The organism is Limnohabitans sp. T6-5, assembly GCF_003063315.1.
Taxonomy (GTDB): domain Bacteria; phylum Pseudomonadota; class Gammaproteobacteria; order Burkholderiales; family Burkholderiaceae_C; genus Limnohabitans_A.
Genome location: NZ_NERV01000003.1, coordinates 609,927 through 635,014 on the forward strand (window position 1 = coordinate 609,927; position 25,088 = coordinate 635,014).

Genomic DNA, 25,088 nt, shown 5'->3' on the forward strand with positions numbered 1-25,088 from the left:
GCAGGTGCCGGGCCGCTGGGCGCTGGCTGTTCAAAACGCTGAGCATATCGGGCAAAAAAGGGCCGCTGTGTCGCGCAGTTAACGCAGCGCTTTGGCGCTTGTCAATTTGGGAAGGCGTCAGCTTGAAGCGAAGGGATTGACCAACTTCACCCCGGCCAGTATTTCACCGGTGCCCATGTCCTCGGTGAGCAACACTGAGCACCCCGCAATGTGGGCGCTGGCCACGATCAGGGCATCCCAGTAGCTCAAGGCGTGTTTTTGGTGCAAATCCAGCGCCAAGTCGATGGTGTCCGGGGTCACCGCCGCACAGTCGAGTTGGCGGTAGCAATGCAGCTGTTCGCGGATGTGTGTGTGTGACAGGCCCAGCTTGAGCAGTCCGACCTGGATGTATTCGTTGAGCACCTGCGTGGAGAGCACGCCCAAGCGCTCAAAACGCAGGTGGCGCAGCACATCGATGGCGATGCGCTGTTTGCGGGGCTCGTCGGTGCTGTCGGCATAAACCAGAACATTGGTGTCGATGAAGCAACGGGCTTTGGGCAGGGCCAACAACGGACCCCAAGGCGGCGTGGGCTCAGCCGCGATCATGCAAAGCGTCCCGGTCGAGCATGTAACCCTGCAGCCGTCCCCCGCCACCCAGGCAGCGCTGCTCCCAAAGTTGCCATTCGGTGGCTTGGCGCTCTTGACCGGCCAGCTGTTCCAGATAGTCGCGCACGGCTTGGTTCAGGCTTTTGCCCATCTTGCGCGCCGCCTCGCGGGCGGCTTCGGCAACGCGTTCGTCGACTGACAGGGTGATGTTCATGGCGGTCCTTCATGAAAGGAAGAGGCGGAGTTTGCCTTTTCGAATGGCATATTCGCACATATTATGTGTAATTTCTATTTTGAACGCCAATCAGCCCCATCTGCACAGCGCGCTCGAATACGCCCCAAACTTATAATGCGGGGTTGCACTTTGAGCGAAAACACCCCCATGAGCCAAGCCACTTTCTCCGTCGCCGACATCCGCAAGACTTTCCTGGACTTTTTCGAGTCCAAGGGCCACACCGTGGTGGCGTCCAGCCCCCTGGTGCCGGGCAATGACCCGACTTTGATGTTCACCAACTCGGGCATGGTCCAGTTCAAGGACGTGTTTTTGGGTTCCGACAAGCGCTCTTATGTGCGCGCAGCGTCCGTACAAGCCTGCCTGCGCGCCGGTGGCAAGCACAACGACCTCGAAAACGTGGGCTACACCGCCCGCCATCACACCTTTTTTGAGATGCTGGGCAATTGGTCGTTTGGCGACTACTTCAAGCGCGAGTCGCTGCAGTGGGCTTGGGAACTGCTGACCCAAGTCTATAAATTGCCCGCCGACAAGTTGTACGCCACGGTGTACATGGAAGACGACGAAGCCTATGGCATTTGGGAAGGCATTTTTGTCAAAGCCGGCTGGACGCCTGAGCGCATCAAAGAAGAAAACCGCATCATCCGCATCGGCGACAACAAGGGCGGTCGCTACAAGTCCGACAACTTCTGGATGATGGCCGACACCGGCCCTTGCGGTCCTTGCTCCGAAATTTTCTACGACCACGGTGCCCACATTCCCGGTGGCCCACCCGGCAGCCCCGATGAAGATGGTGACCGCTTCATCGAAATCTGGAACAACGTGTTCATGCAGTTCAACATGGACGAAACCGGTGCCGTCACGCCACTGCCCGCACCTTGCGTGGACACCGGCATGGGCCTGGAGCGCCTGGCCGCCATCTTGCAGCACGTTCACAGCAACTACGAAATTGACATTTTTGACGCGCTGATCAAGGCCGCATCACGCGAGACCGGTTGCACCGACCTTAACAACAAGTCGCTGCGCGTGATCGCCGACCACATCCGCGCCACCGCGTTCTTGGTGAGCGACGGCGTGGTGCCGAGCAACGAAGGCCGCGGCTATGTGCAGCGCCGCATCATCCGCCGTGCCATTCGCCACGGTTATTTGTTGGGCCAAAAGACCCCGTTCTTCCACAAGCTGGTGCCCGATTTGGTCAAGCTCATGGGCGCGGCCTACCCCAACATGGCCGATCAGGCCGATCGCATTGCCGAGGTTTTGCGTGTGGAAGAAGAGCGCTTCTTTGAGACCCTGCAAAGCGGTATGCAAATTCTGGATTCGGCCCTCGAAGGTGGCGTCAAAGTGCTGCCCGGCGAAGTGGCCTTCAAGCTGCACGACACCTACGGCTTCCCGCTCGACCTGTCGGCCGACGTCTGCCGCGAGCGCGGTCTGAGCGTGGACGAAGCCGGTTTTGCCACCGCCATGGAAAAGCAAAAAGCCCAGGCCCGCGCCGCTGGCAAGTTCAAGATGGACAAGGCGCTGGACTATTCGGGCGCTGGCAACGACTTTGTGGGCTACGACGACCTGACGGCCAACGCCAAAGTGCTGGCCTTGTACGCTGACGGCAATGCCGTGACCGAACTCAAAGCCGGCCAAGCGGGCGTGGTGGTGCTGGACACGACCCCGTTCTATGCCGAGTCCGGCGGCCAAGTGGGCGACCAGGGCATGGTCCACAACGCGGGCGGCCAGTTCAACGTGGCCGACACCCTCAAGATCAAGGCCGATGTGTTTGGCCACCACGGCGAGGTGAAATCCGGCAGCCTCAAGGTGGGCGACGCGGTGCAAGCCCATGTGGACTTGGGCCTACGCGCTGCCACCGTGCGCAACCACAGCGCCACCCACCTGATGCACAAAGCCCTGCGCGAAGTGCTGGGCAGCCATGTGCAGCAAAAGGGTAGCTTGGTCAATGCCGAGCGCACCCGCTTTGACTTTGCGCACAACGCGCCCGTGACGGACGCCGAGATCCGCCAGATCGAAGCCCAAGTCAACGCCGAAATTTTGGCCAACGCTGCGGCACAAGCCCGTGTGATGGACATCGAAAGCGCGCAGAAAACCGGCGCGATGATGCTGTTTGGCGAGAAGTACGGTGAGACTGTTCGTGTTTTGGACATCGGCTCCAGCCGCGAGCTGTGTGGTGGCACCCACGTCAAAGCGACGGGCGACATTGGTTTGTTCAAGATCGTCAGCGAAGGTGGCGTGGCTGCTGGCGTGCGCCGCATCGAAGCCGTGACCGGTGAAAACGCTTTGGCTTATCTGCAATCGTTGGAAGACACCGTGACGCAAGCTGCAGGCTCGCTCAAGGCCCAGCCTGCCGAGCTGAACGCCCGCATTGCGCAGGTGCTGGACCAAGTCAAAGCGCTCGAAAAAGAACTGGCTGCCGCCAAAGGCAAGCTGGCTTCGGCCCAGGGCGACGAGCTGATGAAGCAAGCGGTGGATGTCAAAGGCATCCAGCTGCTGGTGGCCACGCTCGAAGGCGCCGACGCCAAGACCCTGCGCGACACCATGGACAAGCTCAAAGACAAGCTCAAGACCTCTGCCGTGATCGTCTTGACCGCTGTGGACGGTGAGAAGGTGCAGATCGCCGCTGGCGTGACCGCCGACACCACAGGCAAAGTCAAGGCGGGCGAGTTGGCCAGCTTTGTGGCGGGCCAGGTGGGCGGTAAAGGCGGCGGCAAGCCCGACATGGCCATGGCCGGGGGCACCAACCCCGCAGCCTTGCCCGCCGCCATGGCCAGCGTTCAGGCTTGGGTGACTGAACGCGTCTGAGTCTTTCGTAGCACGCAACATCTGTCCAGGGAGGACTTCGATGACACGCAATCGATGGGGTGTTGAAATGGCGGGCGTGGTCTTGGCCTTGGCCGCCGGTGCGGCCCAGGCTCAGTATGAAAAATCGGCCTGGCCCGCCGCTTCGCCTTCACCCGTCATTCAGATGACTGATTTGAATGATCAGCCCTGGAACACGGCTGAGCTCAAAGGCAAGTTGGTGGTGTTGAACTTCTGGGCCACCTGGTGCGGCCCCTGCAAGCAGGAGTTGCCGTCCTTGCAGGCCTTGAGTGATGCCAGCGGCGGCAACCCGGTGGTCATCACGGTCGACGTCAAGGAGCCTGCGTCCAAGGTGACCACGTTTGTCTTTGGCAACCGCATCCGTTTGCCTGTGGTGCTCGATAAATCAGGCGAGATAGCCCGGCAGTGGGGAGTGCGCGCGTTTCCGACCACTGTGCTGATTGGCGCAGATGGCCAGGCCCGCTGGCGGATCCAAGGCGCGTTGGACTGGAATGGTCCTGAAGCCCGAGCCTGGGTGAATGGCCTCAAACTCGATCAATAAAACCGTTGTCGGGGTCTGCGACCACCGACCTACACGATGCATTTGCCTGTAGGTCGGGAGGACTCGAAGAGTCCGACATGAGCCCCAAAAGCATCGCTTCTTCTAGCGCTTGAGGGCTCGTCCCATCATCATCTTGAACATGCTGCCTGCCAAGCCGCGTGACATGAGGCGGCTCATCATGAAGGCCATCATTTTGTTGCGCGGGCCGGGCACGGCGTCCAGCTTGCGGCCCAGGGCGGCCAGTCCGCAGGCGGCTACCTCTTCGGGACGCATGATGCTCATGCCCATGGACGCAAAGTCAATGCCCGTGGCCGCTGCCATGGGTGTGTCGGTGGGGCCGGGCGAGAGCACCGACACATCCACCCCCAGGCTTTTCATCTCGAAGTGCAGACCGGCGGCCAGGCCCATCACGTACGACTTGGTCGCGCCGTATTGGGCCATGAAGGGCTGCGGCATCCAGCCCGAGAGGCTGGAGACAAACAAGATCGCGCCACGTCCGCGCTGGGCCATGCCCGCACCAAAGTGGCGGGCCAGCGTCATGGGGGCGATCACGTTCATGTGCACCATCTCCTGGTGGCGGGCCTGGGACGATTCCACAAACAGACCAATGGTTTCGATGGCTGCGCAGGGCACCAGCATGTCAATGATCAGGTCTTGCGTGGTGTCCAACACTTGGTTCAAGCCTTCGGGCCTTGTCAGGTCGGCCGAGATGGTGCGAACCTGTACGCCGGTTTGCTGGCGCAGTTTTTCGGCCTGGGTGTCGAGTTGGCTGGTGTTACGGGCCACCATCACGATGTTCAGGCCTTCTTGGGCCAGTTGCTGGACCAACGCGGCGCCAATGCCCGAGGTGCCGCCGGTGACCAAGGCCCAGGCGCCATAACGTTGTTTGAAGTTGCGCATGAGAAAAATCCTTATTTCTAACTGATCGGTTAGAAATTATAATCACAAAAAATTCAAGGTCGAATATGGGACGTTACAAAAAGTACGAACGTGATGACATCGCCAGAAAAGCGATGGAGATTTTTTGGCGTAATGGTTTCCAGGGCACCTCCACGCAGACTCTGGTGGAGTCCATGGGGGTGAACCGTTTCAGCCTGTATGCGGAGTTCGGCAACAAGCAGAACCTGTACGAGGCCGCGCTCCAGCTGTATGCCCATGAGGTGGTGGACCAGCATTTCCGGGCGCTGGAGTCCGAAGATGGCGGTTTACCGCAGATCGAGGCGATGTTGGCGGGTTTTGCCGCAGCGGCCGGAGAGCTGGGCTCGGAGCTGGGCTGCTTCATGTGCAATTGCGCCACAGAGCGCGGGGCCGAAGATCCGGGTAGCCAGGTGTTTGTGCACGCGCATGTGTCGCGCATCAGCGCGGCATTGAGCAACGCCCTGAACAACGCCCGTCAAGACGGGGTCATTCGCCCTGAGGTGGATACGGTGCAAGAAGGCCAGTTTCTGGCCACCCTGTTGCTGGGTTTATTTGTGCTGCTGCGCGCCAAGGTAGAGCCAGCCGTGGTGCGCTCGTCGGCGCATATCGCGATGGCGCATTTGCAGCAACTGCAGCTCAGATCACAGGTTCAAGGTCAAAGCGCTGCTCAATGAGCGTTCCTGCCCCGTGACGGGGTCTGTGAAGGCGATGCGCTCAGCCAGCAATTGCAGGGGACTGCTGAAGTCTTCGGCCTCATCGGGGCCGCGTAAGACCTGGGGGTAGAACTGATCGCCTTCAATCGGAGCACCCAGCGCGAGCATGTGCACCCGCAGCTGATGGCGTTTGCCGGTGACGGGCTCCAGTTGATAAAGCGCGCGTTCGCCCTCGGTACGCAGCATCTGCAGGTGGGTCTCGCTGTTGGGCTCGCCGGGCACCTCGCGCATTCTGAAAAACGCGCTGTCTTCGGCCAAGCGGCTGGTGTGCATGCGCGGCTGCACCAGATGGGCACGCCAGGGCGCCACCGCCAGGTAGTGTTTGTGGACTTGCCGGTTTCTGAACAGGGCCTGGTAGGCGTCGCGGTCTTGCGGGCGTTTGCTCAGCAGCACCAGACCAGCGGTTTCCCGGTCAATGCGGTGGACCGGTGTCAAGTCGGTGCAGCCGGTCAGGCGCTTGAGTTGTACCAGCAGGCTTTGCTGCACGTAGCGGCCCGACGGGGTCACGGGCATGAAGTGAGGTTTGTCGGCCACCAGCAGTTGTTCGTCTTCAAACACGATCCGCGCATGTACCGGCAGCTGCGGCTCGTTGTCCAAATGGCGGTAGTAGTAGATGCGCTGGCCGGGCAAAAATGCTTGTTCGGGGGGGAGGGCATGGCCTTGTGAGGCCAGCACCAGGCCCTGGCGCATGCGTTCGGTCCATTGGGCTCGCGTCACGGTGCCCATGCGATCACTCAAAAAATCCAGCACCGTGGGCCAAGCACCGGCAGGCAAGGCCACGCAACTGGCGCTCACGCCGTCACGGGTGGGCAGTTGGGCCTGGCGGGCGGGGCGGGCCATGGCGGCACAGGTCAGACCCGGCGAAACACCAGGTCCCAGACACCGTGGCCCAGCTTCAGGCCCCGGTTTTCAAACTTGGTCAAAGGCCGGTAGTCGGGTTTGGCCGCATAGCCACCTTGCGCGGCATCGCCCGTGTTGCGCAGCAGTTTTTCGGCGCTGATGACGTCCATCATCTGCTCGGCATAGGGCTGCCAGTCGGTGGCGCAATGCAGGTAGCCGCCCACCTTGAGGCGTTTGGCCAACTTGTTGACCAATTCGGCCTGGATCAGGCGGCGTTTGTGGTGCTTGGTTTTGTGCCAGGGGTCAGGAAAGTAGATGTGCACACCGTCCAGGCTTTGCTCGGGCAGCATGTGGTCGATGACTTCCACCGCGTCGTGCCGCAGGATGCGGATGTTGTGGATGTCCTGCTCGCCAATGCGTTTGAGCAGAGCGCCGACACCCGCCTCGTGCACTTCGCAGCACAAAAAGTTGTCATCGGGCCGCACTTTGGCGATGTGGGCGGTGGCTTCGCCCATGCCAAAGCCGATTTCCAGAATCAGCGGCGCTGTGCGGCCAAAGGCGGCTTCGGCGTTGAACGCGCCAGGGGCGTAGTTCAGCAAATTGGTCGGGCCATAGAGTTCGTAGGCCTTGGCCTGGCCAATGGTGGTGCGGCCAGCGCGCAGCACATAGCTTTTGATGGTGCGCAAAAAAGGCACGTCAGCAGGGATGTCCGAGGGCTTGCGGCCTTCAGAGGGGGTGTTTTCGGTCATGGGGTGGGATTGTAGGATGCGCGCCGTCTGTGCCTGCGGGGCTCTGGGATAATCCGGGCATGAGCGGCAATACCTTCGGAACACTTTTCTCGGTCACCAACTTTGGTGAATCCCACGGCCCGGCCATTGGCTGCGTGATTGACGGCTGCCCGCCGGGCATGTCCCTGAGCGAGGCCGACATCCAGCCCGATCTGGACCGCCGCCGCCCCGGCACCAGCAAATTCGTCACCCAACGCAACGAACCCGATGCGGTGCAGATCATCTCGGGCGTGTACCAGGGTCAAACCACCGGCACCCCGATCTGCCTGCTCATTCAGAACACCGACCAGCGCAGCAAGGACTACGGCGACATCCTGCAGACCTTCCGCCCGGGCCACGCCGACTACACCTACTGGCGCAAATACGGTCTGCGTGACCCGCGTGGCGGTGGTCGTTCGTCGGCTCGTCTCACAGCCCCCATGGTGGCCGCAGGTGCGGTGGCCAAGAAGTGGCTGAAAGAACAGTTTGGCACCACCTTTGTCGGCTGCATGACCCAGATCGGTGATGTGCCGATTGGCTTTGAGAGCTGGGACCATGTGCCGAACAACCCGTTTTTTGCCCCGGTGGCCGATGTGTCGGCCCTGGAGGACTACATGAACGCGCTGCGCAAGTCGGGCGATTCGTGTGGTGCGCGTCTGCGCGTGGTGGCCCGTGGCGTGCCCGTAGGCCTGGGTCAGCCGCTGTTTGACAAGATCGACGCCGACATCGCTTTTGCCATGATGGGCATCAACGCCGTCAAAGGCGTGGAGATTGGCGCGGGCTTCGGCTGCGTCACCCAAAAGGGCAGCACGGCGGGCGACTCGCTCACCCCCGAGGGCTTTGTGGGCAACAACGCGGGCGGCGTGCTGGGTGGCATCAGCACCGGGCAGGACATCGAGGTGTCGATCGCCATCAAGCCAACCAGTTCGATTTTGATTGCGCGCGACACCATCGACTCCGAGGGCCACACGACCGAGGTCATCACCAAGGGCCGCCACGACCCTTGCGTGGGCATCCGCGCCACGCCCATTGCCGAGGCCATGCTGGCCCTGGTGGTGATGGAGCACGCCCTGCAACACCGTGCCCAGTGCGGTGATGTGGTGCACGCTTTGGCCCCGATCGCCGCCGCCAAGCCCTGATGCCGCAGACCCGCCGGGCATTGTTTCCGTTCGCGGCCCTGTCGGCCAGCTATTTCGCACACATCGGCTTCTTCAACCCCTACCTGCCGCTGTGGCTCAAAGAGATGGGCCTGGGCCTGGTGGCCATCAGCCTGCTGACGTCGGTGCAGGCCGCCACGCGCCTGTTTGCACCCTACGTCTGGGGCTGGATCAGCGACCACACGGGCGAGCGCGTCAAGTTGCTGCGCATCGGCGCGGCGGTGGCACTGGCCTCGGCCTGTCTTTTGTGGCTGCAGCTCACCCCCGTGTGGCTGGGCGTGGTCTTGCTGGTGATGTTCACCCACACCAGCTCGATGATGCCCATGAGCGAAGCGGCCATGGCGCACCTGGTCAGCCAGGGCGGGGCGTTTGATGCCAAGCGTTATGGCCGTGTGCGCCTGTGGGGCTCCATCGGTTTTCTGGTCACGGTGTTTGTGGCGGGGGCCTGGTTCGAGGCCTTTGGCATGCACCAGTTCCCGACCATGACCATCCTGAGCTTGCTGGCGGTGTTGGTCAGCGCCATGGCTCTGCCCGACCTCAAGGAAGCCGGGCATGCCGAGCTGGAGCCGGTGCCCGTGCGCAGCGTGCTGGCGCAGCCAGCGGTGCGCTGGTTTTTTGCCGGGGCGTTTTTTCACGTGCTCTCGCACATTGGCATTTACGTTTTCTTTTCGCTCTACCTGGACTCGCTCGGTTACAGCAAGACCCTGATTGGGGTGATGTGGGCGGTGTCGGTGGTGGTCGAGATCGCCTGGTTCTTCTGGCAGTCGCGCTGGCTTCATCTCTTGCCGCTGTCGGGCTGGATGTTTTTGTGCTCGGTGGCCATGGCGCTGCGCATGGTGCTCACGGCCGCCTGGGCCGATGTGCTGCTGGTGCTGGTGCTGGCGCAGGCCCTGCATGCGCTCACGTTCGCGGCCCACCACACGGCTTGCATTGCCTTGCTGTCGCACCACTTTCCGGGCCGTTTGCGTGGGCGTGGGCAGGCGCTCTACACCGTGCTGGCTTATGGTTTTTCGGGCGTCATTGGCGGCTTGCTGGGCGGACTGCTCAGTGAGCGCTGGGGCCTGGCTTCGGTCTTTTGGGTCTCGGTGCTCACCAGCCTGGTGGCCGTGGCCGCCACCTGGAAAGTCTGGCGTCACCACCACCCTGCCGCTGAGGTGAATGCATGAAGTCCACCCCCATTGTTTGCCCTGATTTCTTGCCCGCAGACCTGGCCTCTGCATTGGCGGACGGCCAACGCTTCGTCACAACGAGCGATGGTGTGTCCTTGGTTTGGCACAGCTGGGGGGCGCAGGACCGGCCCACAGTGGTCTTGCTGCACGGCGGCAGTGGCAGCTGGACGCATTGGGTGCGCTGCATTGCACCCCTGCGTGACGCAGGCTGGCGTGTGCTGGCGCCTGATTTGCCCGGCTTTGGCGACTCGGACTTGCCCCCGGGCTGCACCGATGTGCCGCAATTGCCCGTGCACCTGCACGCCGGGCTGCAGCAGTTGGCCCCGCAAGGCCCGGTGCAGATCGCGGGCTTTTCGTTTGGTGGCATGACGGGGGCGCTTTGGTTGGCCGAGTTTCCCGACGATGCGCAGGCCCTGGTGCTGGTGGGCGCACCCGGCATGGGCTTGTCTTCTGCCCAGCGCACATCCCTCAAGGGCTGGCGCCACCTGGCCACAGCGGAGGCGCAAGACGAGGTGCACCGCTACAACTTGATGGCCCTGATGCTGCAGCACCCCGAGAGTCTGGACAAGTTGGCGCTCGAGGTGCACCGCGCCAATGTGCAACGCGACCGCATGCCGCGCCGCCGCCTGTCGAGCACACCCATCGTGGCCGAAGCGCTGCCGCGGGTTCGCGCCCGGGTCAGCGCCATTTACGGTGAGCACGACGCCCTGTACACGGGCCGTCTGCCCGAGCTGCGCGCGGCGATCATGCGGCTGTCACCAAACTGGGGCCAATGGCACACCGTCCCCGGGGCGGGGCATTGGGTGGTTTACGAGGCGGCTGACGCCTTCAATGCCGCGTTGTTGAAAGTATTGGCTTTGTAGCTGTGTTGTGTGGGAGCGGCGCTCTGTGGGCTTGCTGCTGTGGGGGAGCGGCGCCCTCGCCGCGAAAGAGCGCCCACATACCACAAGCCATCGCCCCGAGGGCGGGGCTCCCACAATGGATGCCATAGCCCGAGGGCATGGCACCTGTATCAGAACGCCTCAGCCCTTGATGGCCGAAACGGCCGCCCGCAGGCCCAGCAGGTAGCTGTCCACGCCGAAACCAGCGATCTGGCCTTTGGCAATGGGGGCGATCACCGAGTGGTGGCGGAATTCTTCGCGGGCGTGGATGTTGGACATGTGCACCTCGATGATGGGGCACTTCAGGATGGCCAGCGCGTCGCGGATGCCGTAGCTGTAATGCGTCCAGGCCCCAGCGTTGATCAGCACCGCTTGGGTGCCGTCGGTGTGGGCGCGGTGGATGCGCTCGGCCATTTCGCCTTCGATGTTGGTCTGGAAGCACTCGACTTCGGCGCCCAGTTCTTGGCCCAGTGCCACCAGCTGGGCGTCGATTTCGGCCAGGGTGATGGTGCCGTACTGCGCAGGGTCGCGCTTGCCGAACATGTTGAGGTTGATGCCGTTGAGGGTCAGGATTTTCATGGTGGTGTGCAAGGACTTGTGGGCCTGAGCCGACATTGTCGGTCATTTGCGGCAAGATGGCGGCTGTTGACCCGATGCAAAAAAACCATGACCACTACCCTCAAAATCGATTTCGTCTCCGACATTGCCTGCCCCTGGTGCGCCGTTGGGCTGTATTCCCTCGAAAAAGCCCTTGACCGACTGCAAGGCGAAGTCCAAGTCGAGATGCATTTTCAGCCTTTTGAACTCAACCCCCACATGCCTGCGGGTGGGCAGGACCTGACCGAGCACATCACCGAAAAGTACGGCTCCACGCCCGAGCAGCAGGCCCAGATGCGCGAGAACATCCGCCAGCGCGGCGCCGAGGTGGGCTTTGCCTTTGCGCCCGGTGGCCGGGGGCGCGTCTACAACACCTTCAACGCCCACCGCCTGCTGCACTGGTCGGCGGGGCAGGGCGAGGGCATGCAGCGCGCGCTCAAGAAAGCCCTGCTGGCGTCCTACCAGGGCCGCGCCGAATGCATCGAAGACGACGCCGTGCTGCTGCAGGCGGTGCAAACCGCTGGCCTGTCTGTGGAGGCGGCCCGCGAGGTGCTGGCCAGCCAGGCCTTTGCCGACGAGGTGCGTGCCCAAGAGCGCTACTACCAGCAGGCGGGTATCCATTCAGTGCCTGCGGTCATCATCAACGACCGGCACCTGATCTCGGGCGGTCAGCCCGCCGAGGTGTTTGAGCAGGCTTTGCGCCAAATCGCGGCGCAAAGCCTGTAGGGCACCGAGGCCTGAGCCATGGTCGATCGCTTGCCGGTGTTGTTTGTCTCGCATTGCTCGCCCATGTTCGCCCTGAACCCGGGCAGCACCGGCCAGGCCTTACAGGCCTGGATGCAGGCCCATGCGCCTGCCGAGCGCCTGCGCGGCATCGTGCTCATGTCGCCGCACTGGATGACCCGTGGCCTTGGCGTCATGTCCAACCCGCAGCCGCCGACCTGGCACGACTTTGGCGGCTTTCCGCCGGCTTTGTACGAACTGCAGTACCCCGCACCGGGTGACCCGGCGCTGGCCCACAGGATGCTGGATCTGCTGAGTGCAGCGGGCCTGCCCGCAGGCGCTGACCCTGAGCGGCCGTTTGACCATGGCGCCTGGGTGCCATTGCGGTACATGGCACCTTTGGCGCAGGTGCCGGTGGTGCAGTTGTCTTTGCCGGCCTACGGGACCCCGGCCGACATTTACGCCATCGGGCAAGCCTTGGCACCCTTGCGTGAGGAGGGCATCTTGCTGATGGGCTCGGGCAGCATGACGCACAACCTGTTCGAGTTGCGCCGAGAAGAAGGCCCGACCGAGCCTTATGTGTCGGCGTTTTGCGGCTGGGTCGAGGGCACCCTGCGCCTGGGCGATCTGGCGGCCATGCTGGACTACCGCCGAACAGCACCGCACGCCGAGCGGGCTCACCCTACGGACGAGCACTTTCGCACGATCTACTTTGCCTTGGGCGCGGCAGGCTGGGGTCAGGCAGGCGGTCCACAGCCTGACTACATCAGCCACGAGGTGATTTACACCTCTTTGTCGATGGACGCTTTCAGCCTGCATTGAGCACACCACATGAACTCGCCTGAACTCACGGTTTACTTTGATGGCAGCTGCCCCTTGTGCCGCCGCGAAATCGCGCTGTATCGTCGGCTGCCAGCCAGCCAAGCCCTGCAATGGGTGGATGTGAGTGCTGGGCAGGCCTTGGGGCAGGGGCTTTCGTGTGATGCGGCCATGCGGCGTTTTCATGTGCGCGAGGCGAGCGGCCGTTTGCTCAGCGGTGGCGCCGCTTTTGCCAGTTTGTGGCGGGCCTTGCCCGGCTGGCGTGTGCTGGGTTGGGTGTTCGCTTGGCCACCGCTGTCTTGGTTGCTGGAGTTGAGTTACCGCGGTTTTTTGCCCCTGCGCCCCGGACTGCAGCGCCTGGCCAGGCGTTGGACGCGCGAACCGGATGCCTCCCAATGACATGGGCCTTGGTCAAGGTGTGCGCTTTGCTATGGCTGAGCACCGGGCTTGCACAGGCACAGATTGGCGAGCGTGTGGCGCTCGAAGGGCTGGGTGGCTTGCAGTTCGATCGCACCGAGGTGACCATGGGGCAGTTCGAGCGCTACGTGCAGGCCACGGGCGTGCGCACCCGCGCCGAGCTGGAAGGGGGCGGGTTTGAGTATGTGGGGGGCTGGCAGCGCCGTGCAGGTTGGACTTGGCGGCAACCCGATGGCGAGCCAGCGTCGGCGCAGTTACCCGCGGTGCACCTCACGCACGCAGAAGCTACAGCGTATTGCCGTTGGGCCGGGGGGCGTTTGCCCACTGCCGCCGAGTGGCGTGCTGCCGCTTTCACAGAGCTGCGTGCGGCCCCACCTGCGCCTTGGGTTCGTGGCAAGACCTACCCCTGGCCCACGGGCGAGAGCCCGCAAGGGGCCAATACCAGCGACCCCGACCCTTGGCCACGCGCGGCCCCCGTGACGCAGACCCGGGCCGGGGTCAACGGCCTGCACGACATGGGGGCGAATGTGTGGGAGTGGGCCGCAGATGCCCGGGGCAACGAGCGCCAAACGCTGGGCGGCTCCTGGTGGTATCCGGCTGGCCAGATGAAGGCCGATGTGCAGGCGTGGAAACCGGCCGATGTTTATGTGGTCTACATCGGCTTTCGTTGCGTGTACGAGGCAGGGGGCAAGCCGTGATCCAGGCGGTGTTTGCGGGCATGCACAGTTTGCGAAATGGCTACCGTGCCTTGGTGATTGGCGCCAGCGGGGCGCTCGGGCAGGCGTTTGTGCAGGCCTTGAAGACCGACCCGCGATGCGCTGAGGTGCAAGCCGTCTCGCGTGGGCAGCCTTGCGACTGGGACCTCAGCGATGCGGCCACCCTGACGGCACTGGCTGCGCAGCTGCAAGGACCCTGGCAGCTGGTGGTGGACGCCACCGGGGCCCTCACGCTGGGTGGCCAAGGCCCTGAAAAGCGCTTGCCCGAACTGGATGCCGCGCGGCTGCTGCACAGCTTGCAGGTCAATGCGGTGGGGCCTGCCATTTTGTTGCAGCAATTGAGCCTGCAGCTGGCACGCGGCGAGCGCGTCATCTGGGCCAAGCTCTCAGCGCGTGTGGGCAGCATCGAAGACAACCGCAAAGGCGGCTGGTACGGCTACCGCGCCGCCAAAGCCGCGCTCAATCAACTCATGCAAACGGCCGCCATCGAACTGGCGCGCCAACGTCCGCTGGCCGTGGTGGCTGCCTTGCAACCCGGCACCGTGCGCTCGGCCTTGAGCCAGCCTTTTGTCGGTGACGATGCCATGGACCCCGCGGTGTCTGCGCAGCGCCTGCTGGCGGTGCTTGACGTACTGGAGCCAACGGGCAGGGCGCAGTTTGTCGACCATCTGGGGCAGCACATTCCTTGGTGATGCAGGTGGCTGGGCGACAATGCAGCCCAATTCAAACAATTCAGGGAACGGGTGCGGTATGGGTGGGCACACATGGTGGTTGTTCGTGGGCATGACTTTTGTCGTCTCGGCCACGCCGGGGCCCAACATGCTGCTGGTGATGAGCCACGGTGCGCGTTTTGGCTGGCGCAAGGCGGTCATGACCATGGCCGGATGCATGAGCGCCTTGCTGAGCATGATGAGCCTGTCGGCCGCAGGGCTGGGGGCGGTGCTGCACACCTCACCCACGCTGTTTGATGCTTTGCGCTACATGGGTGCGGCCTACCTGGCTTATTTGGGCTACAGGCTTTGTATTGCACCCACTCAAGGCGCGCATGCGGGTGAAGCCATGACAGACGCTGCAGCCCAGCGCAGTGGCGGGTCCTTGTACCGCGCGGGCCTGGCCGTGGCCGCCAGCAACCCCAAGGCCATCGTGTTTGCGGCGGCATTTTTCCCTCAGTTCATCCAGCCCGGGTCGCCCGCTTTGCCGCAGTTTGGGATTTTGCTGGCCACATTCACCTTGATCGAGGTGGCTTGGTACGGCATTTACGCGGTGAGCGGTCACAAGCTCTCGCCTTATTTGCAGCGACCAGAGGTGCTCAAAACCTTCAACCGCCTGACCGGTGGCGTGTTTGTGGGCTTTGCCGCACTCATGGCGGTCAGCCGCTGAGTGCCGAAGTGTTCATGCGGGGTTACCCCCAGCGGCTGTGCGCCAAGCTGTGGATAACACCTTGGACAAGCCTTGAAGTCCGCATGCCTGTTGACCGGGCGGGCGATGCCTAAAAAACAGGCGCTCGGTGCGTCAGTCCAGGGCCTTGGCGATTTGGTGGCGGGCCACGGTGGGCTTAGGGCATTGGCCCTGAAAAATGCATGCAGTAACTCGATGGCGGCACAGCCTGTAGATCAATGCGGTGGGACCAGCGTTGAGGAAGCAGCTCAGTCCGTGGCTGGCCCGTCGCGAGCGCGTCATCTGGGCCAAGCTGTCGGTTTGTTTGGGCATCATCGAAGACAACCACAAAAGCGACGGGTACTGCGACCGATCTGCCAAGCCAGCACGCACCCAGCTCGTGCAGACCGAAGCGATTGAAATCAGTCGACAGCGCCTGCGGGTGTTGGTGGTCGCCCCGCTGCGAGGTATCGGTAGCGGTAGTGCACGCTACTGAATCAGTCCTGTTAGGGCAATGACTTGCAGGATTCACTTGCGGCTCAGATGGGCCTCATGCAGGCATTCGACACAGCACCCGTCTCAGTCCGTGGGCTATTTCTGGATTACTGGGGAAACCGCATTCCTTGCTGAGGTCGGCTGCCACACGCGGCGTCTGTCACGGTACACAACCACGCACCGCATTGGCCAGCTGTGCATGCGAGACCGCCTGCGCGGTCACGATCGTGCAGACCAGACTCTTTTGCAGAAAGACGCAGCCCTGATCGGGCAAGATCTGCACACGCTCACCCAGCGGCGTTTGTACCTGCTCGCAAGTATTCAGTGCATCTTGCTGCTGTTTCCAACGCACACGGGGTGGCAGTTTCTGTCGCCAGGCTGGGTCGAGTTCTGCCAGTGCGGCGCCCCTGTCCGAACAGTCCTCTGGCCCGGTTTTGAGTGGCGCGATGAAACGGATGTCACCGGTTTGCGCGTTGACTTCGATGGTGCGGTACTCGCAGATAATCTCTGGATTTTCGGCGGCCTGTAAAGGCACCGCCGTCAGAAGAGGCATCAGCCAGAGGAGGACATATGCGTTGAATTTAGCTCGCATGCTGGCTTCAGGCGCTGCGGCGCGCATGTTCAAGGACTTTCTTGCTGAGCAGGATGCGGTCAAAGGGTTTGACCATGGATTCGTTCATGCCGACGGCCAAGCAACGTTCATGCTCGCGGGCATCGTTGTTCGCTGTCAGGGCAATGATGGGGGTATAGCACAGCGGTGGGGGCAATTCGGTGCGCACCTTGCGGGCGGTTTCAAAGCCGTCCATGTCGGGCATCAGGAGATCCAGCAAGACCACGTCGTAGTGACCATCGCGGATTTTTTCAAAAGCCTGCCGCCCCCCTTCTGCTTGGTCGATTTCGGCTTGCAGCAACTGGCGGCGCAGCTGCAATGAAGCAACTTGCCGGTTCAATGGATTGTCATCGACGATGAGGATGCGCACAGGCCCTTGATCTGCGAGTGGCTCATCCGACCTGATGCGCGACTGCAGTGGCGCTGTGCTCTGGCACGGTAAGCTGATGTAAAAGCGGCTGCCTTTCCCGCCCGTGCTATCTACCCCGATTTTGCCGCCCATGGCCTCAACCAGATTGCGGGTGATGGACAGGCCAAGTCCGTTACCACCAAAACGCTGTGCAATGCTGCTGTCGGCCTGCACAAATTGCCCAAACAGCTTGGACTGATTTTCTGCTGAGATGCCAATGCCACTGTCTCGCACCTCGATGTGCAGGATTCCATGCGCCGTGTCCTCAAGGCTCTCTTCGTACTGGCAGCTCAGGCTCACAAAGCCCTCGGTCGTGAATTTGACCGCGTTACCCAGCAGGTTGACCAGCACCTGTGTGAGTCGGTGTGCATCGCCCAGAATCCACAGGGGCACGCCCGACCCCATGTGCAGCGTGTAGCTGATTGGTTTGGTCAGTGCACGCGGCTCAAGGATCATGTAGGACGTGCGCAACGTGTCGTGCAGGTCAAATGGTTCATGCACGATCCGCAGGGCCCCCGCAGAAATCTGCGAATAGTCCAGCAGATCGTTGATGATCGTCAGCAGGTGTTCTGAAGATTTTTGGATGTTTTCAACCTTGGCACGCACATCGTCTGCCAGGTGCTTGTCGTGGTGAATCAGGTCGGCCAGACCAAGGATCGCATTCATGGGTGTGCGCAGTTCGTGACTGACGGAGGCCACAAAAATGTCCTTCTGCTTTTGAGCATGCACCAGGTCGTTGCGCATGCGGTGCAACAGCCTCGTGTGGCGGTGCATGCGTTCGAGTCGTTGCAGACGCAGGCGCTGAAAGCGGTAGAGCAGGCCAGTCTGTAGCGCCAGGATCAGCAGGGCCACCAGTGCGTGCCAGTGCACCAGATGTGATGGCGCCATGCCCAGCATGACCTCGCCGCCCATCAGAGCGTAGGCGTAAAGCGCCAAAATGAGTAGGGCGGTGCCACCAATCCAGGCATGTGCCTGACGGATGGAATGGTCGATCACCGCAGGCAGGCAAGCCCAAGCCAACCAGCCCAGCATGGGCGAAAAAATACCGCCACTGGTCCAGGCCAACGCCAGGGCCTGCCCCAGCAAAGTCCACTGCGTCAGCCGAACCAGCCTGGGCAATGCCGTGCCCCGCCAGCGCAGTACGAACACCGTCAGGTTCAGCAGCAGGCCCGTCAAATGAAGCTCAGCTCCTTCGACGTACCCTACCGCCCAGGACACACCAGCAAAAGCGGTATTGGCCAGGGTGAGGATGGCCAGGTAAGTCAGGAACAGCTGGTCGCGTTCACCTCGTAAACCCGAGGGTAGCCATGAAGGAAAGGAGGTGCCATGTTGAGCAGCTTTGGCAGTGGAAACGGAGGGGGTGATCAATATGTGGTCCTCTTTTTGAGAACCTTATTATGTATAAGTTTGGAAAGAGAATTTTCAAGAAGTTTTCAGTGCCCGTCCAATGCGGTCACGCCGCACGGTAGGTTTGGTGCAGACGCTGCTGGGCAGATCAAACCAATTGCGCACTTCCTGATTCAGTCCCACGCCGTGCATGAAGTTGTAAATCGCTTTCTTCAGCCCTTGGCCCAGCAGGTCGTGGTCCACACCCTTGGGCATGGGAGTCGGGTCCACAAAACCCACATCGTTTTTGGCAAAGGTGCCTTCAGGCAGGGGCAATAACGTGACGCCATAGGCATTGGGGTTCCGGCCCACAGGTGAATGCACCGTGCAGACAAAGCGGTGGAAAAAGCCACTGTGGATGCAGCCGTTCTCAAACAGCTGGCGCACGTATTCGAGAGCGTCCACGGTGTCTTGCACGGTTTGCGTTGGAAAACCGTACATCAGGTAGGCATGCACCAACACGCCTGCGTCGGCAAAGCCCTTGGTCACTTTCGCCACCTGCTCGACTGAAACGCCTTTTTTCATCAGCTGAAGCAAGCGGTCGGACGCCACTTCGAGCCCGCCCGACATGGCGATGCAGCCGCTTTGCGCCAGCAGCTCGCACAGCTCGGGGGTGAAGGTTTTCTCAAAGCGGATGTTGCCCCACCATGAGATTTGCACGCCCCGGCGCAGCAGTTCTTCGGCCAGGGCCTTCAGGGCTTTGGGCGGCGCGGCTTCGTCCACAAAGTGAAAACCCGTCTGGCCCGTTTCGGCCACGATCTGCTCGATGCGGTCCACCAAAGTGCTGGCCTGGGCGGTCTCGTAGCGGCTGATGTAGTCCAGGCTCACATCGCAAAAGCTGCACTTTTTCCAGTAACAGCCGTGCGCCACGGTGAGCTTGTTCCAGCGTCCGTCGCTCCACAGCCGGTTCATGGGGTTGAGCATGTCCAGCAATGACAGGTATTGGTGCAGCGGCAGGCCGTCCCAGGTGGGGGTGCCCACGTCTTCAAAGGCGATATCAGGCTCTTGCATATTGAAGTACTGCACCTGACCTGCCTCGTTGCGCATGAAGGTGCGTTGCAGGCGCTGCACGCTGCGTTGGCCCTGCAGGTGTTCGATCAGGCTCAGCAGTGGGCGTTCTCCGCCGTCAAGCGTGACGAAATCCACATGATCGAAGACGCGGGCGTCGTTCAACTCGCGCAGCTCGGTGTTCACAAAGCCGCCACCCAGGCCAATGCGTATGTGCGGATGCGCCCGCTTGATGCACTGTGCAATGCGAAAAGCCGCATACACCGAGCCGGGGAAGGGCACTGAGAGCAACACCAAGCTGGGCTGGTGGCGTTCAATCGCCTCCAGTGTCAGGCGCTCCAGCGTGGTGTCGATCAGATTGGGCGGCTGGGCCAGCGCTTCGGCCAGCGCGTCAAAGCTGGGCTGGCTGGCGGCGAGGCGTTCGGCGTAGCGCACAAATTCAAATCCCTCATCGACCGCATCGCGCAGCACATCGGCCAGGTCGTTCAGGTACAGCGTGGCCAAGTGCCGCGCGCGGTCGGTTTGGCCCAATGCGCCAAAAGCCCAGCCGATCGGGTCGCCTGTGCCGTCATCGTCATAGGCATCGAGCGCGGCAAAGCGCGGGCCTTCGGGCAAAAAGCCACGGCCCGCAATGCGGTGGCTCAGTGTGCTGTCGCGGCCTTGCAAAAAGGCGATCACCGGATCGATGCTGACGGCGTAATCGTTGAAGTGATCGAGGAAGAAGTTCACTGGACCCGAACGGTCTTCAACGGGCAAAGCCAGCGCCGTATCGCGCAAATTGGTGAGGCCCTGGCGGTTGAGCAAAGCCAGCACGGTGGCCAGCGCCAGGTCTTCTTGCACTGCATCAAACCCCCGTGAACGCAAAAAACCCGTCAGGTAAGCCGTGGACGGGTAGGGCGTGTTGAGTTGCGTCATCGGTGGGATGATGCTCAAGACGTTCAATGGTGAGGTAGAGTACATCAAAAGGAGCTAGGTCAATTCAAAACTGTGGGAGGATTATCGTGGCGCATCCAAGACTAAGTCTTATGCATTTCGAGTCGCTCATGGTCAACACCAAGCACCTGTGCGATCAGCTTCTGTCTTTCTTGGATGATCGTTCACTGTTCGTGAAATGCTGTGTGAATGCATGAATGATTTTTTTCTTTTTCAATGAATGCATACATTCGCAACGTATTTGACGGTTTTGACGTATACAATTTGACTCAAATACGGGAACTTCAATGCACATTGCTTTACTCGAAGATGAACAGACCTTGGCGATTGATGTTCAAAACTTGTTGTCCAACGCTGGCCATTCTGTGGTGCACTTTCCGGATGGCCATCAGATCATGCGTGCTTTGTTGAAAGACACCTTTGATCTGTTTGTGCTCGACTGGAATGTGCCGGGGCCAGATGGACTTGAGGTCTTAAAGCACATGCGCAACAACATGAAGCTCGATACGCCAATCATTTTTTTGACAAGCAACAATGCCGAAGAACAGATTGTCACTGCACTTGATGCCGGTGCTGACGACTATTGCACCAAACCCATCCGGCCGTTTGAATTTCTCGCGCGCGTAGCGGCTCTTCAGCGTCGATTTCTGCCCAAGGAAAACCCCGATGTTGATGGTGAATTTGTCGAAGGCTATGTGTTTGAAAGAAGTCAGCGAACAGTCACGATTTTTGGTAATTGTGTCAATCTGACTGAGAAAGAATATGAATTGGCACGTTTGATGTTTCAGAACATAGACCGGCCCATTTCTCGCCATCGCATCATGCAGGAAGTTTGGGGACGAGAGGAGGACGCATTGTCACGAACACTGGATGTGCATATCTCCTGGGTTCGTCGAAAGCTGGATATTGGCGCTGGGGCTCAATATTTGCGTTTGGTTGTCGTGCACGGATTTGGCTACCGCTTGATCAAAATTACAGTGCCAGAAGGTGGTACGTTGTGAATTGCAGATCTTGGATCGCTTGGGGCGTGTGGTGTTTTCTGTCTGCGGCAGCGGGGCTGGCGATGTGGCCTGCCCCGGTCTTGGCGCAAGTGGTCGCCAGTGATGAGCGATTCATTCATTACAAAATCAAGCCTGGCGATACCTTGCGTGCTTTTGTAGCGCAATACATTTTTGGTGACGATGGTTTGGCGCTGGTGACCAAGATCAACCAAATGGACAACCCCAATAAAGTTCAAGTGGGCAAGGTCATCAAGTTGCCCCGTGAGCGGATCAAGTTCAGGCCCTCGACGGCGACCGTCAGCCGTTTGAATTGCACGGGCGTGACCTTGTTGGGCGGGGACAGTCCTGTCACAGTGAGTGCAGGCATGTCTTTGACGGAGGGGGCTGTGGTGAGAGTTCCGCCGGGCTGTCAATTCGGCCTCACCTTGGAAGATGCATCTACTGTGAGCATGCTTTCGGGGGCTGTGATTCAACTCAAAACTTTGCGTGTGAATGTGCTGGAGCCTTCTCCCGATATTCAAATCGAGTTGCTGGAAGGGCGGATTTTTGTGGATGTGCCACGAAAACGGCTCGACGGCGATGCGCCATTCCGCGTGAAAACGCCGACTTCGGTTGCTGGCGTGCGAGGCACCCAATTTCGAGTAGGTTTTGACGCTGCCGACCGGCATAGCCAGGTGGAAGTCGCCTTCGGCATGGTCGGCGCCAAAGGCCATGATGAGACTGAAGAAAAACGTGCTGCAGGTAATCAGGGGGTGCCAGTTTTGCCCACAGGCAAATCTTTGCCTGTAGAGACTTTGCCCAAGTCGCCGATGTTCAAAAAATTCAGCTTTGTGCCCAGTGCGCAGGCCGTGCAAGATGTATTGCTGGAGTTTGAGGTCGATCCTCAAACCCACAAAATGGCTTTGGTCAAAGCTCAGGATGTCGCTTTTTCCTTGGCCCAGAACGAGATCAAGTTGCTCAAGCCCGAAGTCGTGCTTGCAGATCTGGGCAACAAGGCCGTGTTCTATCAGGTCGCAGCCATTACTGAAACAGGCTTGTATGGCGCTACGGCAGACTACGCTGTTTGTCGCGGGTATGTTCGAGGCAAGGACTTGCGATGCAATGTGCAATTTGATCTGGCCGGGTTGAGTAAGCCAGTTTTGTATTTTGAGCGGCTCGATGCCGATGGTGGGGCCAAGATTTTGTTGAATGCGCCCATTGATGTCCGTGTCAACGACCAAGCCGTTTTTCGCGGAGTTCCTTCGGGAATCTACAAATGGCGCATTGAGTACGCCGTCTCTGACACCTTGAATGCCAAATTGACTGGGCAGTTTCAGTTGATTGCATTTCCTGGGAACGATTGATGCAGAACTTGGTCAGGTACTGGTGCGGACGCCTTTTCAAACGTGAACTTTCTGGAGATGAAAAACGTTTTTACGGCGAATGGGTGATCTTTTCCATCGTGGCGTTGGCGTTGCTTGCGTGCAGTCTTTGGTGGCAATGGGGAACATCCTTTGGCAATGTGATCTATGACCGTCTGCATCGCTTGCGGGGCCCTGCACCATCCAGTGAAATTGTGGTGATCGCCATTGATGACTTTTCGCTGGACCGATTGGGGGGGTGGCCGGTTTCCCGTTCAGTGTATGTGGATCTGCTGAAAAAACTGGCGGATACCGACAACCGGCCAAAAGCCATTGGCTTTGATATTCTGTTTCATGATGCCACGCCCATGGACGACGCTTTTGCTGAGCAATTGAAGCGTCATCGCGCTTTTCTGGCGGTGGAAACCCCATTGGATGAGATGGGTTTTAGCATCAAAAAACCCCGAGATGTTCTGGCCAATGCGGCGTTAGGCTTTGGGCACATCAACATTGCTTTTGAGACCGATGGTTTTTTGCGTGGTATCCATTTGACCGAGGCGATGGTGCCCCATCTGGCTTTGGCCATGTCCGGACAGGCCTCGCAGGGTTTCAATGAACAGGCCAGCTACCGGCGCTTCAATATGGTCAATCCTGCGGTGGGATTTCCAACGATCTCATTGGCCGATGTGCTGTCGGAGCATTTCCCGGTACACGTCCTCAAAGACAAATATGTTTTGATCGGCTCGACCGCCCCCAGCTTGGGCGATCACTATCCCACGATTTATGCAGGTCGGCAATCTTCAGGCATGCCCGGTGTGGAACTGCATGCCAATGTGCTCAATGACATTTTGCGAGAGGATTTGATTTCATTCGTCAGCCTGCCTGCGCACATTGCGTTGAGTTTTTGGGCACTCTTGTCTGTGTTGGTTGCACTGCTGGTACTCAGTCCGCTGGCTGAGTTACTGGTGACTTTTTTTGTGATTTTTTGCGCGCTGGCCGTGAGCTTTTTCATGCTGGTCAACTGGAATGTCTGGTTTGATCCGGGCCCTTGTGTGCTCGCCATCGTTCTGGTCAAACCCGCATGGGCTTGGCGACGCATGGAAATGATCGTCAGCTTCATGGGCGAGAGAGCCGCTCAGGTGGAGCAGTTCAAGAGACCTCGACGCAGTCTGGCCAAGGGTTTGCGTCTTCAGCATTTCACCAGCGATACGGTGTTGCAGTATTCGCGCTTGCTGGATCGCGCTATTGGAGTCATGAATGAGCGCGTTCAGTTTTTGGGGGCCATCGTCAATGATGCCCCCAATGCCATGCTTTCAGTGGATGAAAATGGCGCCATACTGAATGCCAACCCGAAGATGGCCAGCTTGGTTCCGGCAGGTTTGATTCGGATTACAGCCAGCGTGGCTCCATTTTTAGCTTATTTGGGCGTGCCTGCATCAGATGGCCTGCAATCATTGGTGGGCAAAGATCATTACGTCAGCGCCTTGGACAATCAGGCAAGCCTTCATTACCATATTTTCAGCGTAATCCGCGTATCACAGTCGGATGACAAATTTCTTTGGATTTTGTCCCTGGTGGACATCACTGAAATCCGGCAATTTCAAAACCAGCGTGACCGTACGTTGCAATTGCTGTCGCATGACATGCGCACACCGATCGCATCTATTTTGTCGCTTTGTCGCCAAGATGCTGTTGCGTATGAAAATCCAGAGAGCAGTTCCTTCAAGAAGCGTCGGCATGCAGAGCATTTGCTCAACATGATGGATGATTTCATCTTGTCCATCAAAGCGCAGGCACCAAAATACAAACTCAGTGAGGTCTTGATCGATGATTTGATGGATGAGGCCATCTTTCAAGTCAAGGATTTGGCAGTGAGCAGGCGAATCCACATAGAGCAGGTGTTTGATGCAGCGCCGCAATTCATTTGGGTAGATCAGCGCTTGTTCACGCGGATGCTGGTCAATTTACTGGTCAATGCCATTCGGTATGGTGCGCCAGACAGCACTCTTGAAATCGAGTTGGCGCACGATAAAGACGGCCGCCGCCACGCAGGTGCATGGGTCCACTGCCACATTCGCAATCGTGTGGTTGATCGCGCGCATGAAGTCGACAATACTGCCCAGCAAGGTTTTGGTTTGGGCATGGATTTTGTCCGAACGGTGATCGGCAGGCACCATGGAAGAATTCAGTTCGATGTTGACAAAAAACCAGGCCAATTGGCGGTTGTGCATCTGATGCTTCCCATGATCAATGCGCCAGATGAAGCGCCTTGACAGGGTGTTTGGCTGGCTCCATGTCCGGTGATCTTCAGTCGTTAAAAAAATATATTTAGCTCATTTTTTGCAACAAAAAGAGTAATTAATATTTATTCATTAAGATAGTGCTTGGCCGAGCTGCAAGCTTGGCCATCAAAGTCTTTTTTGACCTTTTGATAGGTGCTCGACATATGACGTGGACTGTCAACCCTTGGTGTTTGGTTTCACAAACTCGGGATGCGAATCCTGCGAGTGTGTGGCGCTGCCTCTTGTTGGTGCTTTTGTCGACTCTTTGGAGTTTGGCAGTGCACGCTGATCCCCTGCTGGATTTCAGCATGTTCTCCGCACCTGATGTGAGCAAACGCAGCATCAGTTT

Annotated in this window: 25 protein-coding genes; 16 read left to right on the forward strand and 9 right to left on the reverse strand. The window is 59.8% G+C overall.

Going from position 1 to position 25,088, the window contains the following annotated elements:
* Positions 1–117 precede the first annotated feature (117 nt).
* A complete protein-coding gene (locus B9Z51_RS14520) occupies positions 118–585 on the reverse strand; it encodes a PIN domain-containing protein (RefSeq protein ID WP_108375820.1) in 468 nt (155 codons plus the stop codon).
* Positions 572–799, reverse strand: a complete 228-nt coding sequence (locus B9Z51_RS14525; protein WP_108375821.1) for a DUF6364 family protein — start codon at positions 797–799, stop codon at positions 572–574. The genes B9Z51_RS14520 and B9Z51_RS14525 overlap by 14 nt, the downstream gene beginning before the upstream one ends.
* Positions 800–967: 168 nt before the next feature.
* Here B9Z51_RS14525 and alaS point away from each other — a divergent pair, with 168 nt between their 5' ends.
* Entirely contained in the window at positions 968–3,622 is a 2,655-nt protein-coding gene (alaS, locus tag B9Z51_RS14530; RefSeq protein ID WP_108375822.1) for an alanine--tRNA ligase, read from the forward strand.
* 40 nt (positions 3,623–3,662) lie between these two features.
* Positions 3,663–4,181, forward strand: coding sequence for a TlpA disulfide reductase family protein (locus B9Z51_RS14535; protein WP_108375823.1), 519 nt, complete (start codon positions 3,663–3,665; stop codon positions 4,179–4,181).
* Between the two features lie 102 nt (positions 4,182–4,283).
* Here the strand turns inward: B9Z51_RS14535 and B9Z51_RS14540 are convergent, their stop codons facing one another.
* Complete coding sequence (locus B9Z51_RS14540) at positions 4,284–5,081, reverse strand: SDR family oxidoreductase (RefSeq protein ID WP_108375824.1); 798 nt, start codon at positions 5,079–5,081, stop codon at positions 4,284–4,286.
* Between the two features lie 65 nt (positions 5,082–5,146).
* Between B9Z51_RS14540 and B9Z51_RS14545 the strand changes: the two genes are divergently transcribed.
* The gene (locus B9Z51_RS14545; RefSeq protein ID WP_108375825.1) at positions 5,147–5,773 is read left to right on the forward strand and encodes a TetR/AcrR family transcriptional regulator; all 627 of its coding nucleotides are present in this window, start codon (positions 5,147–5,149) and stop codon (positions 5,771–5,773) included.
* Here the strand turns inward: B9Z51_RS14545 and B9Z51_RS14550 are convergent.
* Both B9Z51_RS14550 and trmB read right to left on the reverse strand, forming a co-directional pair.
* Positions 5,741–6,652 carry a pseudouridine synthase gene (locus B9Z51_RS14550; RefSeq protein WP_108375826.1) on the reverse strand — a complete coding sequence of 304 codons (912 nt, stop codon included), beginning with the start codon at positions 6,650–6,652 and terminating at the stop codon, positions 5,741–5,743. The genes B9Z51_RS14545 and B9Z51_RS14550 overlap by 33 nt on opposite strands.
* A gap of 11 nt (positions 6,653–6,663) precedes the next feature.
* Entirely contained in the window at positions 6,664–7,401 is a 738-nt protein-coding gene (trmB, locus tag B9Z51_RS14555) for a tRNA (guanosine(46)-N7)-methyltransferase TrmB (protein ID WP_108375827.1), read from the reverse strand.
* Between the two features lie 59 nt (positions 7,402–7,460).
* Between trmB and aroC the strand changes: the two genes are divergently transcribed.
* Genes aroC through B9Z51_RS14570 form a run of 3 tightly spaced genes read left to right on the forward strand, consistent with a single transcriptional unit; the run spans position 7,461 to position 10,608 of the window.
* Positions 7,461–8,558, forward strand: a complete 1,098-nt coding sequence (gene aroC / locus B9Z51_RS14560; RefSeq protein WP_108375828.1) for a chorismate synthase — start codon at positions 7,461–7,463, stop codon at positions 8,556–8,558.
* A complete protein-coding gene (locus B9Z51_RS14565) occupies positions 8,558–9,742 on the forward strand; it encodes an MFS transporter (RefSeq protein WP_108375829.1) in 1,185 nt (394 codons plus the stop codon). Before aroC ends, B9Z51_RS14565 begins: the two co-directional genes overlap by 1 nt.
* On the forward strand, positions 9,739–10,608 hold the full coding sequence (locus B9Z51_RS14570) for an alpha/beta fold hydrolase (protein ID WP_108375830.1): 870 nt from the start codon (positions 9,739–9,741) through the stop codon (positions 10,606–10,608). The genes B9Z51_RS14565 and B9Z51_RS14570 overlap by 4 nt, the downstream gene beginning before the upstream one ends.
* 159 nt (positions 10,609–10,767) lie before the next feature.
* Here the strand turns inward: B9Z51_RS14570 and aroQ are convergent, their stop codons facing one another.
* Complete coding sequence (gene aroQ, locus B9Z51_RS14575; protein WP_108376041.1) at positions 10,768–11,205, reverse strand: type II 3-dehydroquinate dehydratase; 438 nt, start codon at positions 11,203–11,205, stop codon at positions 10,768–10,770.
* 87 nt (positions 11,206–11,292) lie between these two features.
* On the opposite strand from aroQ, the gene B9Z51_RS14580 reads away from it, so the two are divergent.
* The 7 genes from B9Z51_RS14580 (at position 11,293) to B9Z51_RS14610 (ending at position 15,771) form a co-directional block, all read left to right on the forward strand.
* Positions 11,293–11,949: a DsbA family oxidoreductase gene (locus B9Z51_RS14580; RefSeq protein WP_108376042.1), complete on the forward strand. Its 657-nt coding sequence runs from the start codon at positions 11,293–11,295 to the stop codon at positions 11,947–11,949.
* An 18-nt stretch (positions 11,950–11,967) separates the two neighbouring features.
* On the forward strand, positions 11,968–12,768 hold the full coding sequence (locus B9Z51_RS14585; RefSeq protein ID WP_108375831.1) for a class III extradiol ring-cleavage dioxygenase: 801 nt from the start codon (positions 11,968–11,970) through the stop codon (positions 12,766–12,768).
* A gap of 9 nt (positions 12,769–12,777) precedes the next feature.
* A complete protein-coding gene (locus tag B9Z51_RS14590; RefSeq protein ID WP_108375832.1) occupies positions 12,778–13,164 on the forward strand; it encodes a thiol-disulfide oxidoreductase DCC family protein in 387 nt (128 codons plus the stop codon).
* A complete protein-coding gene (locus B9Z51_RS14595; protein ID WP_108375833.1) occupies positions 13,161–13,880 on the forward strand; it encodes a formylglycine-generating enzyme family protein in 720 nt (239 codons plus the stop codon). Before B9Z51_RS14590 ends, B9Z51_RS14595 begins: the two co-directional genes overlap by 4 nt.
* 20 nt (positions 13,881–13,900) lie before the next feature.
* On the forward strand, positions 13,901–14,590 hold the full coding sequence (locus tag B9Z51_RS14600) for an SDR family NAD(P)-dependent oxidoreductase (RefSeq protein WP_108376043.1): 690 nt from the start codon (positions 13,901–13,903) through the stop codon (positions 14,588–14,590).
* Positions 14,591–14,648: 58 nt separating this feature from the next.
* Positions 14,649–15,278, forward strand: a complete 630-nt coding sequence (locus B9Z51_RS14605; protein ID WP_108375834.1) for a LysE family translocator — start codon at positions 14,649–14,651, stop codon at positions 15,276–15,278.
* 253 nt (positions 15,279–15,531) lie between these two features.
* Positions 15,532–15,771 carry a hypothetical protein gene (locus B9Z51_RS14610; protein WP_108375835.1) on the forward strand — a complete coding sequence of 80 codons (240 nt, stop codon included), beginning with the start codon at positions 15,532–15,534 and terminating at the stop codon, positions 15,769–15,771.
* 159 nt (positions 15,772–15,930) lie between these two features.
* On the opposite strand, the gene B9Z51_RS14615 is transcribed toward B9Z51_RS14610, so the two are convergent.
* Genes B9Z51_RS14615 through B9Z51_RS14625 form a run of 3 tightly spaced genes read right to left on the reverse strand, consistent with a single transcriptional unit; the run spans position 15,931 to position 20,143 of the window.
* Positions 15,931–16,389 carry a hypothetical protein gene (locus tag B9Z51_RS14615; protein ID WP_108375836.1) on the reverse strand — a complete coding sequence of 153 codons (459 nt, stop codon included), beginning with the start codon at positions 16,387–16,389 and terminating at the stop codon, positions 15,931–15,933.
* The gene (locus B9Z51_RS14620) at positions 16,370–18,157 is read right to left on the reverse strand and encodes an ATP-binding protein (protein ID WP_108375837.1); all 1,788 of its coding nucleotides are present in this window, start codon (positions 18,155–18,157) and stop codon (positions 16,370–16,372) included. Before B9Z51_RS14620 ends, B9Z51_RS14615 begins: the two co-directional genes overlap by 20 nt.
* Before the next feature lie 54 nt (positions 18,158–18,211).
* The gene (locus B9Z51_RS14625; RefSeq protein WP_108375838.1) at positions 18,212–20,143 is read right to left on the reverse strand and encodes a radical SAM protein; all 1,932 of its coding nucleotides are present in this window, start codon (positions 20,141–20,143) and stop codon (positions 18,212–18,214) included.
* A 260-nt stretch (positions 20,144–20,403) separates the two neighbouring features.
* On the opposite strand from B9Z51_RS14625, the gene B9Z51_RS14630 reads away from it, so the two are divergent.
* From B9Z51_RS14630 to B9Z51_RS14640, 3 genes are read left to right on the forward strand one after another with little or no spacing between them, the layout of a single operon-like run.
* Complete coding sequence (locus B9Z51_RS14630; RefSeq protein WP_108375839.1) at positions 20,404–21,117, forward strand: response regulator transcription factor; 714 nt, start codon at positions 20,404–20,406, stop codon at positions 21,115–21,117.
* Positions 21,114–22,460 carry a FecR domain-containing protein gene (locus B9Z51_RS14635; RefSeq protein ID WP_146187780.1) on the forward strand — a complete coding sequence of 449 codons (1,347 nt, stop codon included), beginning with the start codon at positions 21,114–21,116 and terminating at the stop codon, positions 22,458–22,460. Before B9Z51_RS14630 ends, B9Z51_RS14635 begins: the two co-directional genes overlap by 4 nt.
* Entirely contained in the window at positions 22,460–24,730 is a 2,271-nt protein-coding gene (locus B9Z51_RS14640; protein WP_108375841.1) for a CHASE2 domain-containing protein, read from the forward strand. Before B9Z51_RS14635 ends, B9Z51_RS14640 begins: the two co-directional genes overlap by 1 nt.
* Positions 24,731–25,088: the final 358 nt, after the last annotated feature.

Coding starts and splice junctions, on each gene's coding strand:
- B9Z51_RS14640 (WP_108375841.1), top strand. CDS start 22,460: ATGCAGAACTTGGTCAGGTACTGGTGCGGACGCCTTTTCAAACGTGAA.
- B9Z51_RS14570 (WP_108375830.1), top strand. CDS start 9,739: ATGAAGTCCACCCCCATTGTTTGCCCTGATTTCTTGCCCGCAGACCTG.
- aroC (WP_108375828.1), top strand. CDS start 7,461: ATGAGCGGCAATACCTTCGGAACACTTTTCTCGGTCACCAACTTTGGT.
- B9Z51_RS14580 (WP_108376042.1), top strand. CDS start 11,293: ATGACCACTACCCTCAAAATCGATTTCGTCTCCGACATTGCCTGCCCC.
- B9Z51_RS14540 (WP_108375824.1), bottom strand. CDS start 5,081: ATGCGCAACTTCAAACAACGTTATGGCGCCTGGGCCTTGGTCACCGGC.
- B9Z51_RS14590 (WP_108375832.1), top strand. CDS start 12,778: ATGAACTCGCCTGAACTCACGGTTTACTTTGATGGCAGCTGCCCCTTG.
- aroQ (WP_108376041.1), bottom strand. CDS start 11,205: ATGAAAATCCTGACCCTCAACGGCATCAACCTCAACATGTTCGGCAAG.
- B9Z51_RS14605 (WP_108375834.1), top strand. CDS start 14,649: ATGGGTGGGCACACATGGTGGTTGTTCGTGGGCATGACTTTTGTCGTC.
- B9Z51_RS14630 (WP_108375839.1), top strand. CDS start 20,404: ATGCACATTGCTTTACTCGAAGATGAACAGACCTTGGCGATTGATGTT.
- B9Z51_RS14525 (WP_108375821.1), bottom strand. CDS start 799: ATGAACATCACCCTGTCAGTCGACGAACGCGTTGCCGAAGCCGCCCGC.
- alaS (WP_108375822.1), top strand. CDS start 968: ATGAGCCAAGCCACTTTCTCCGTCGCCGACATCCGCAAGACTTTCCTG.
- B9Z51_RS14600 (WP_108376043.1), top strand. CDS start 13,901: ATGCACAGTTTGCGAAATGGCTACCGTGCCTTGGTGATTGGCGCCAGC.
- B9Z51_RS14565 (WP_108375829.1), top strand. CDS start 8,558: ATGCCGCAGACCCGCCGGGCATTGTTTCCGTTCGCGGCCCTGTCGGCC.
- B9Z51_RS14625 (WP_108375838.1), bottom strand. CDS start 20,143: ATGTACTCTACCTCACCATTGAACGTCTTGAGCATCATCCCACCGATG.
- B9Z51_RS14595 (WP_108375833.1), top strand. CDS start 13,161: ATGACATGGGCCTTGGTCAAGGTGTGCGCTTTGCTATGGCTGAGCACC.
- B9Z51_RS14550 (WP_108375826.1), bottom strand. CDS start 6,652: ATGGCCCGCCCCGCCCGCCAGGCCCAACTGCCCACCCGTGACGGCGTG.
- B9Z51_RS14535 (WP_108375823.1), top strand. CDS start 3,663: ATGACACGCAATCGATGGGGTGTTGAAATGGCGGGCGTGGTCTTGGCC.
- trmB (WP_108375827.1), bottom strand. CDS start 7,401: ATGACCGAAAACACCCCCTCTGAAGGCCGCAAGCCCTCGGACATCCCT.
- B9Z51_RS14615 (WP_108375836.1), bottom strand. CDS start 16,389: ATGCGCGCCGCAGCGCCTGAAGCCAGCATGCGAGCTAAATTCAACGCA.
- B9Z51_RS14545 (WP_108375825.1), top strand. CDS start 5,147: ATGGGACGTTACAAAAAGTACGAACGTGATGACATCGCCAGAAAAGCG.
- B9Z51_RS14585 (WP_108375831.1), top strand. CDS start 11,968: ATGGTCGATCGCTTGCCGGTGTTGTTTGTCTCGCATTGCTCGCCCATG.
- B9Z51_RS14520 (WP_108375820.1), bottom strand. CDS start 585: ATGATCGCGGCTGAGCCCACGCCGCCTTGGGGTCCGTTGTTGGCCCTG.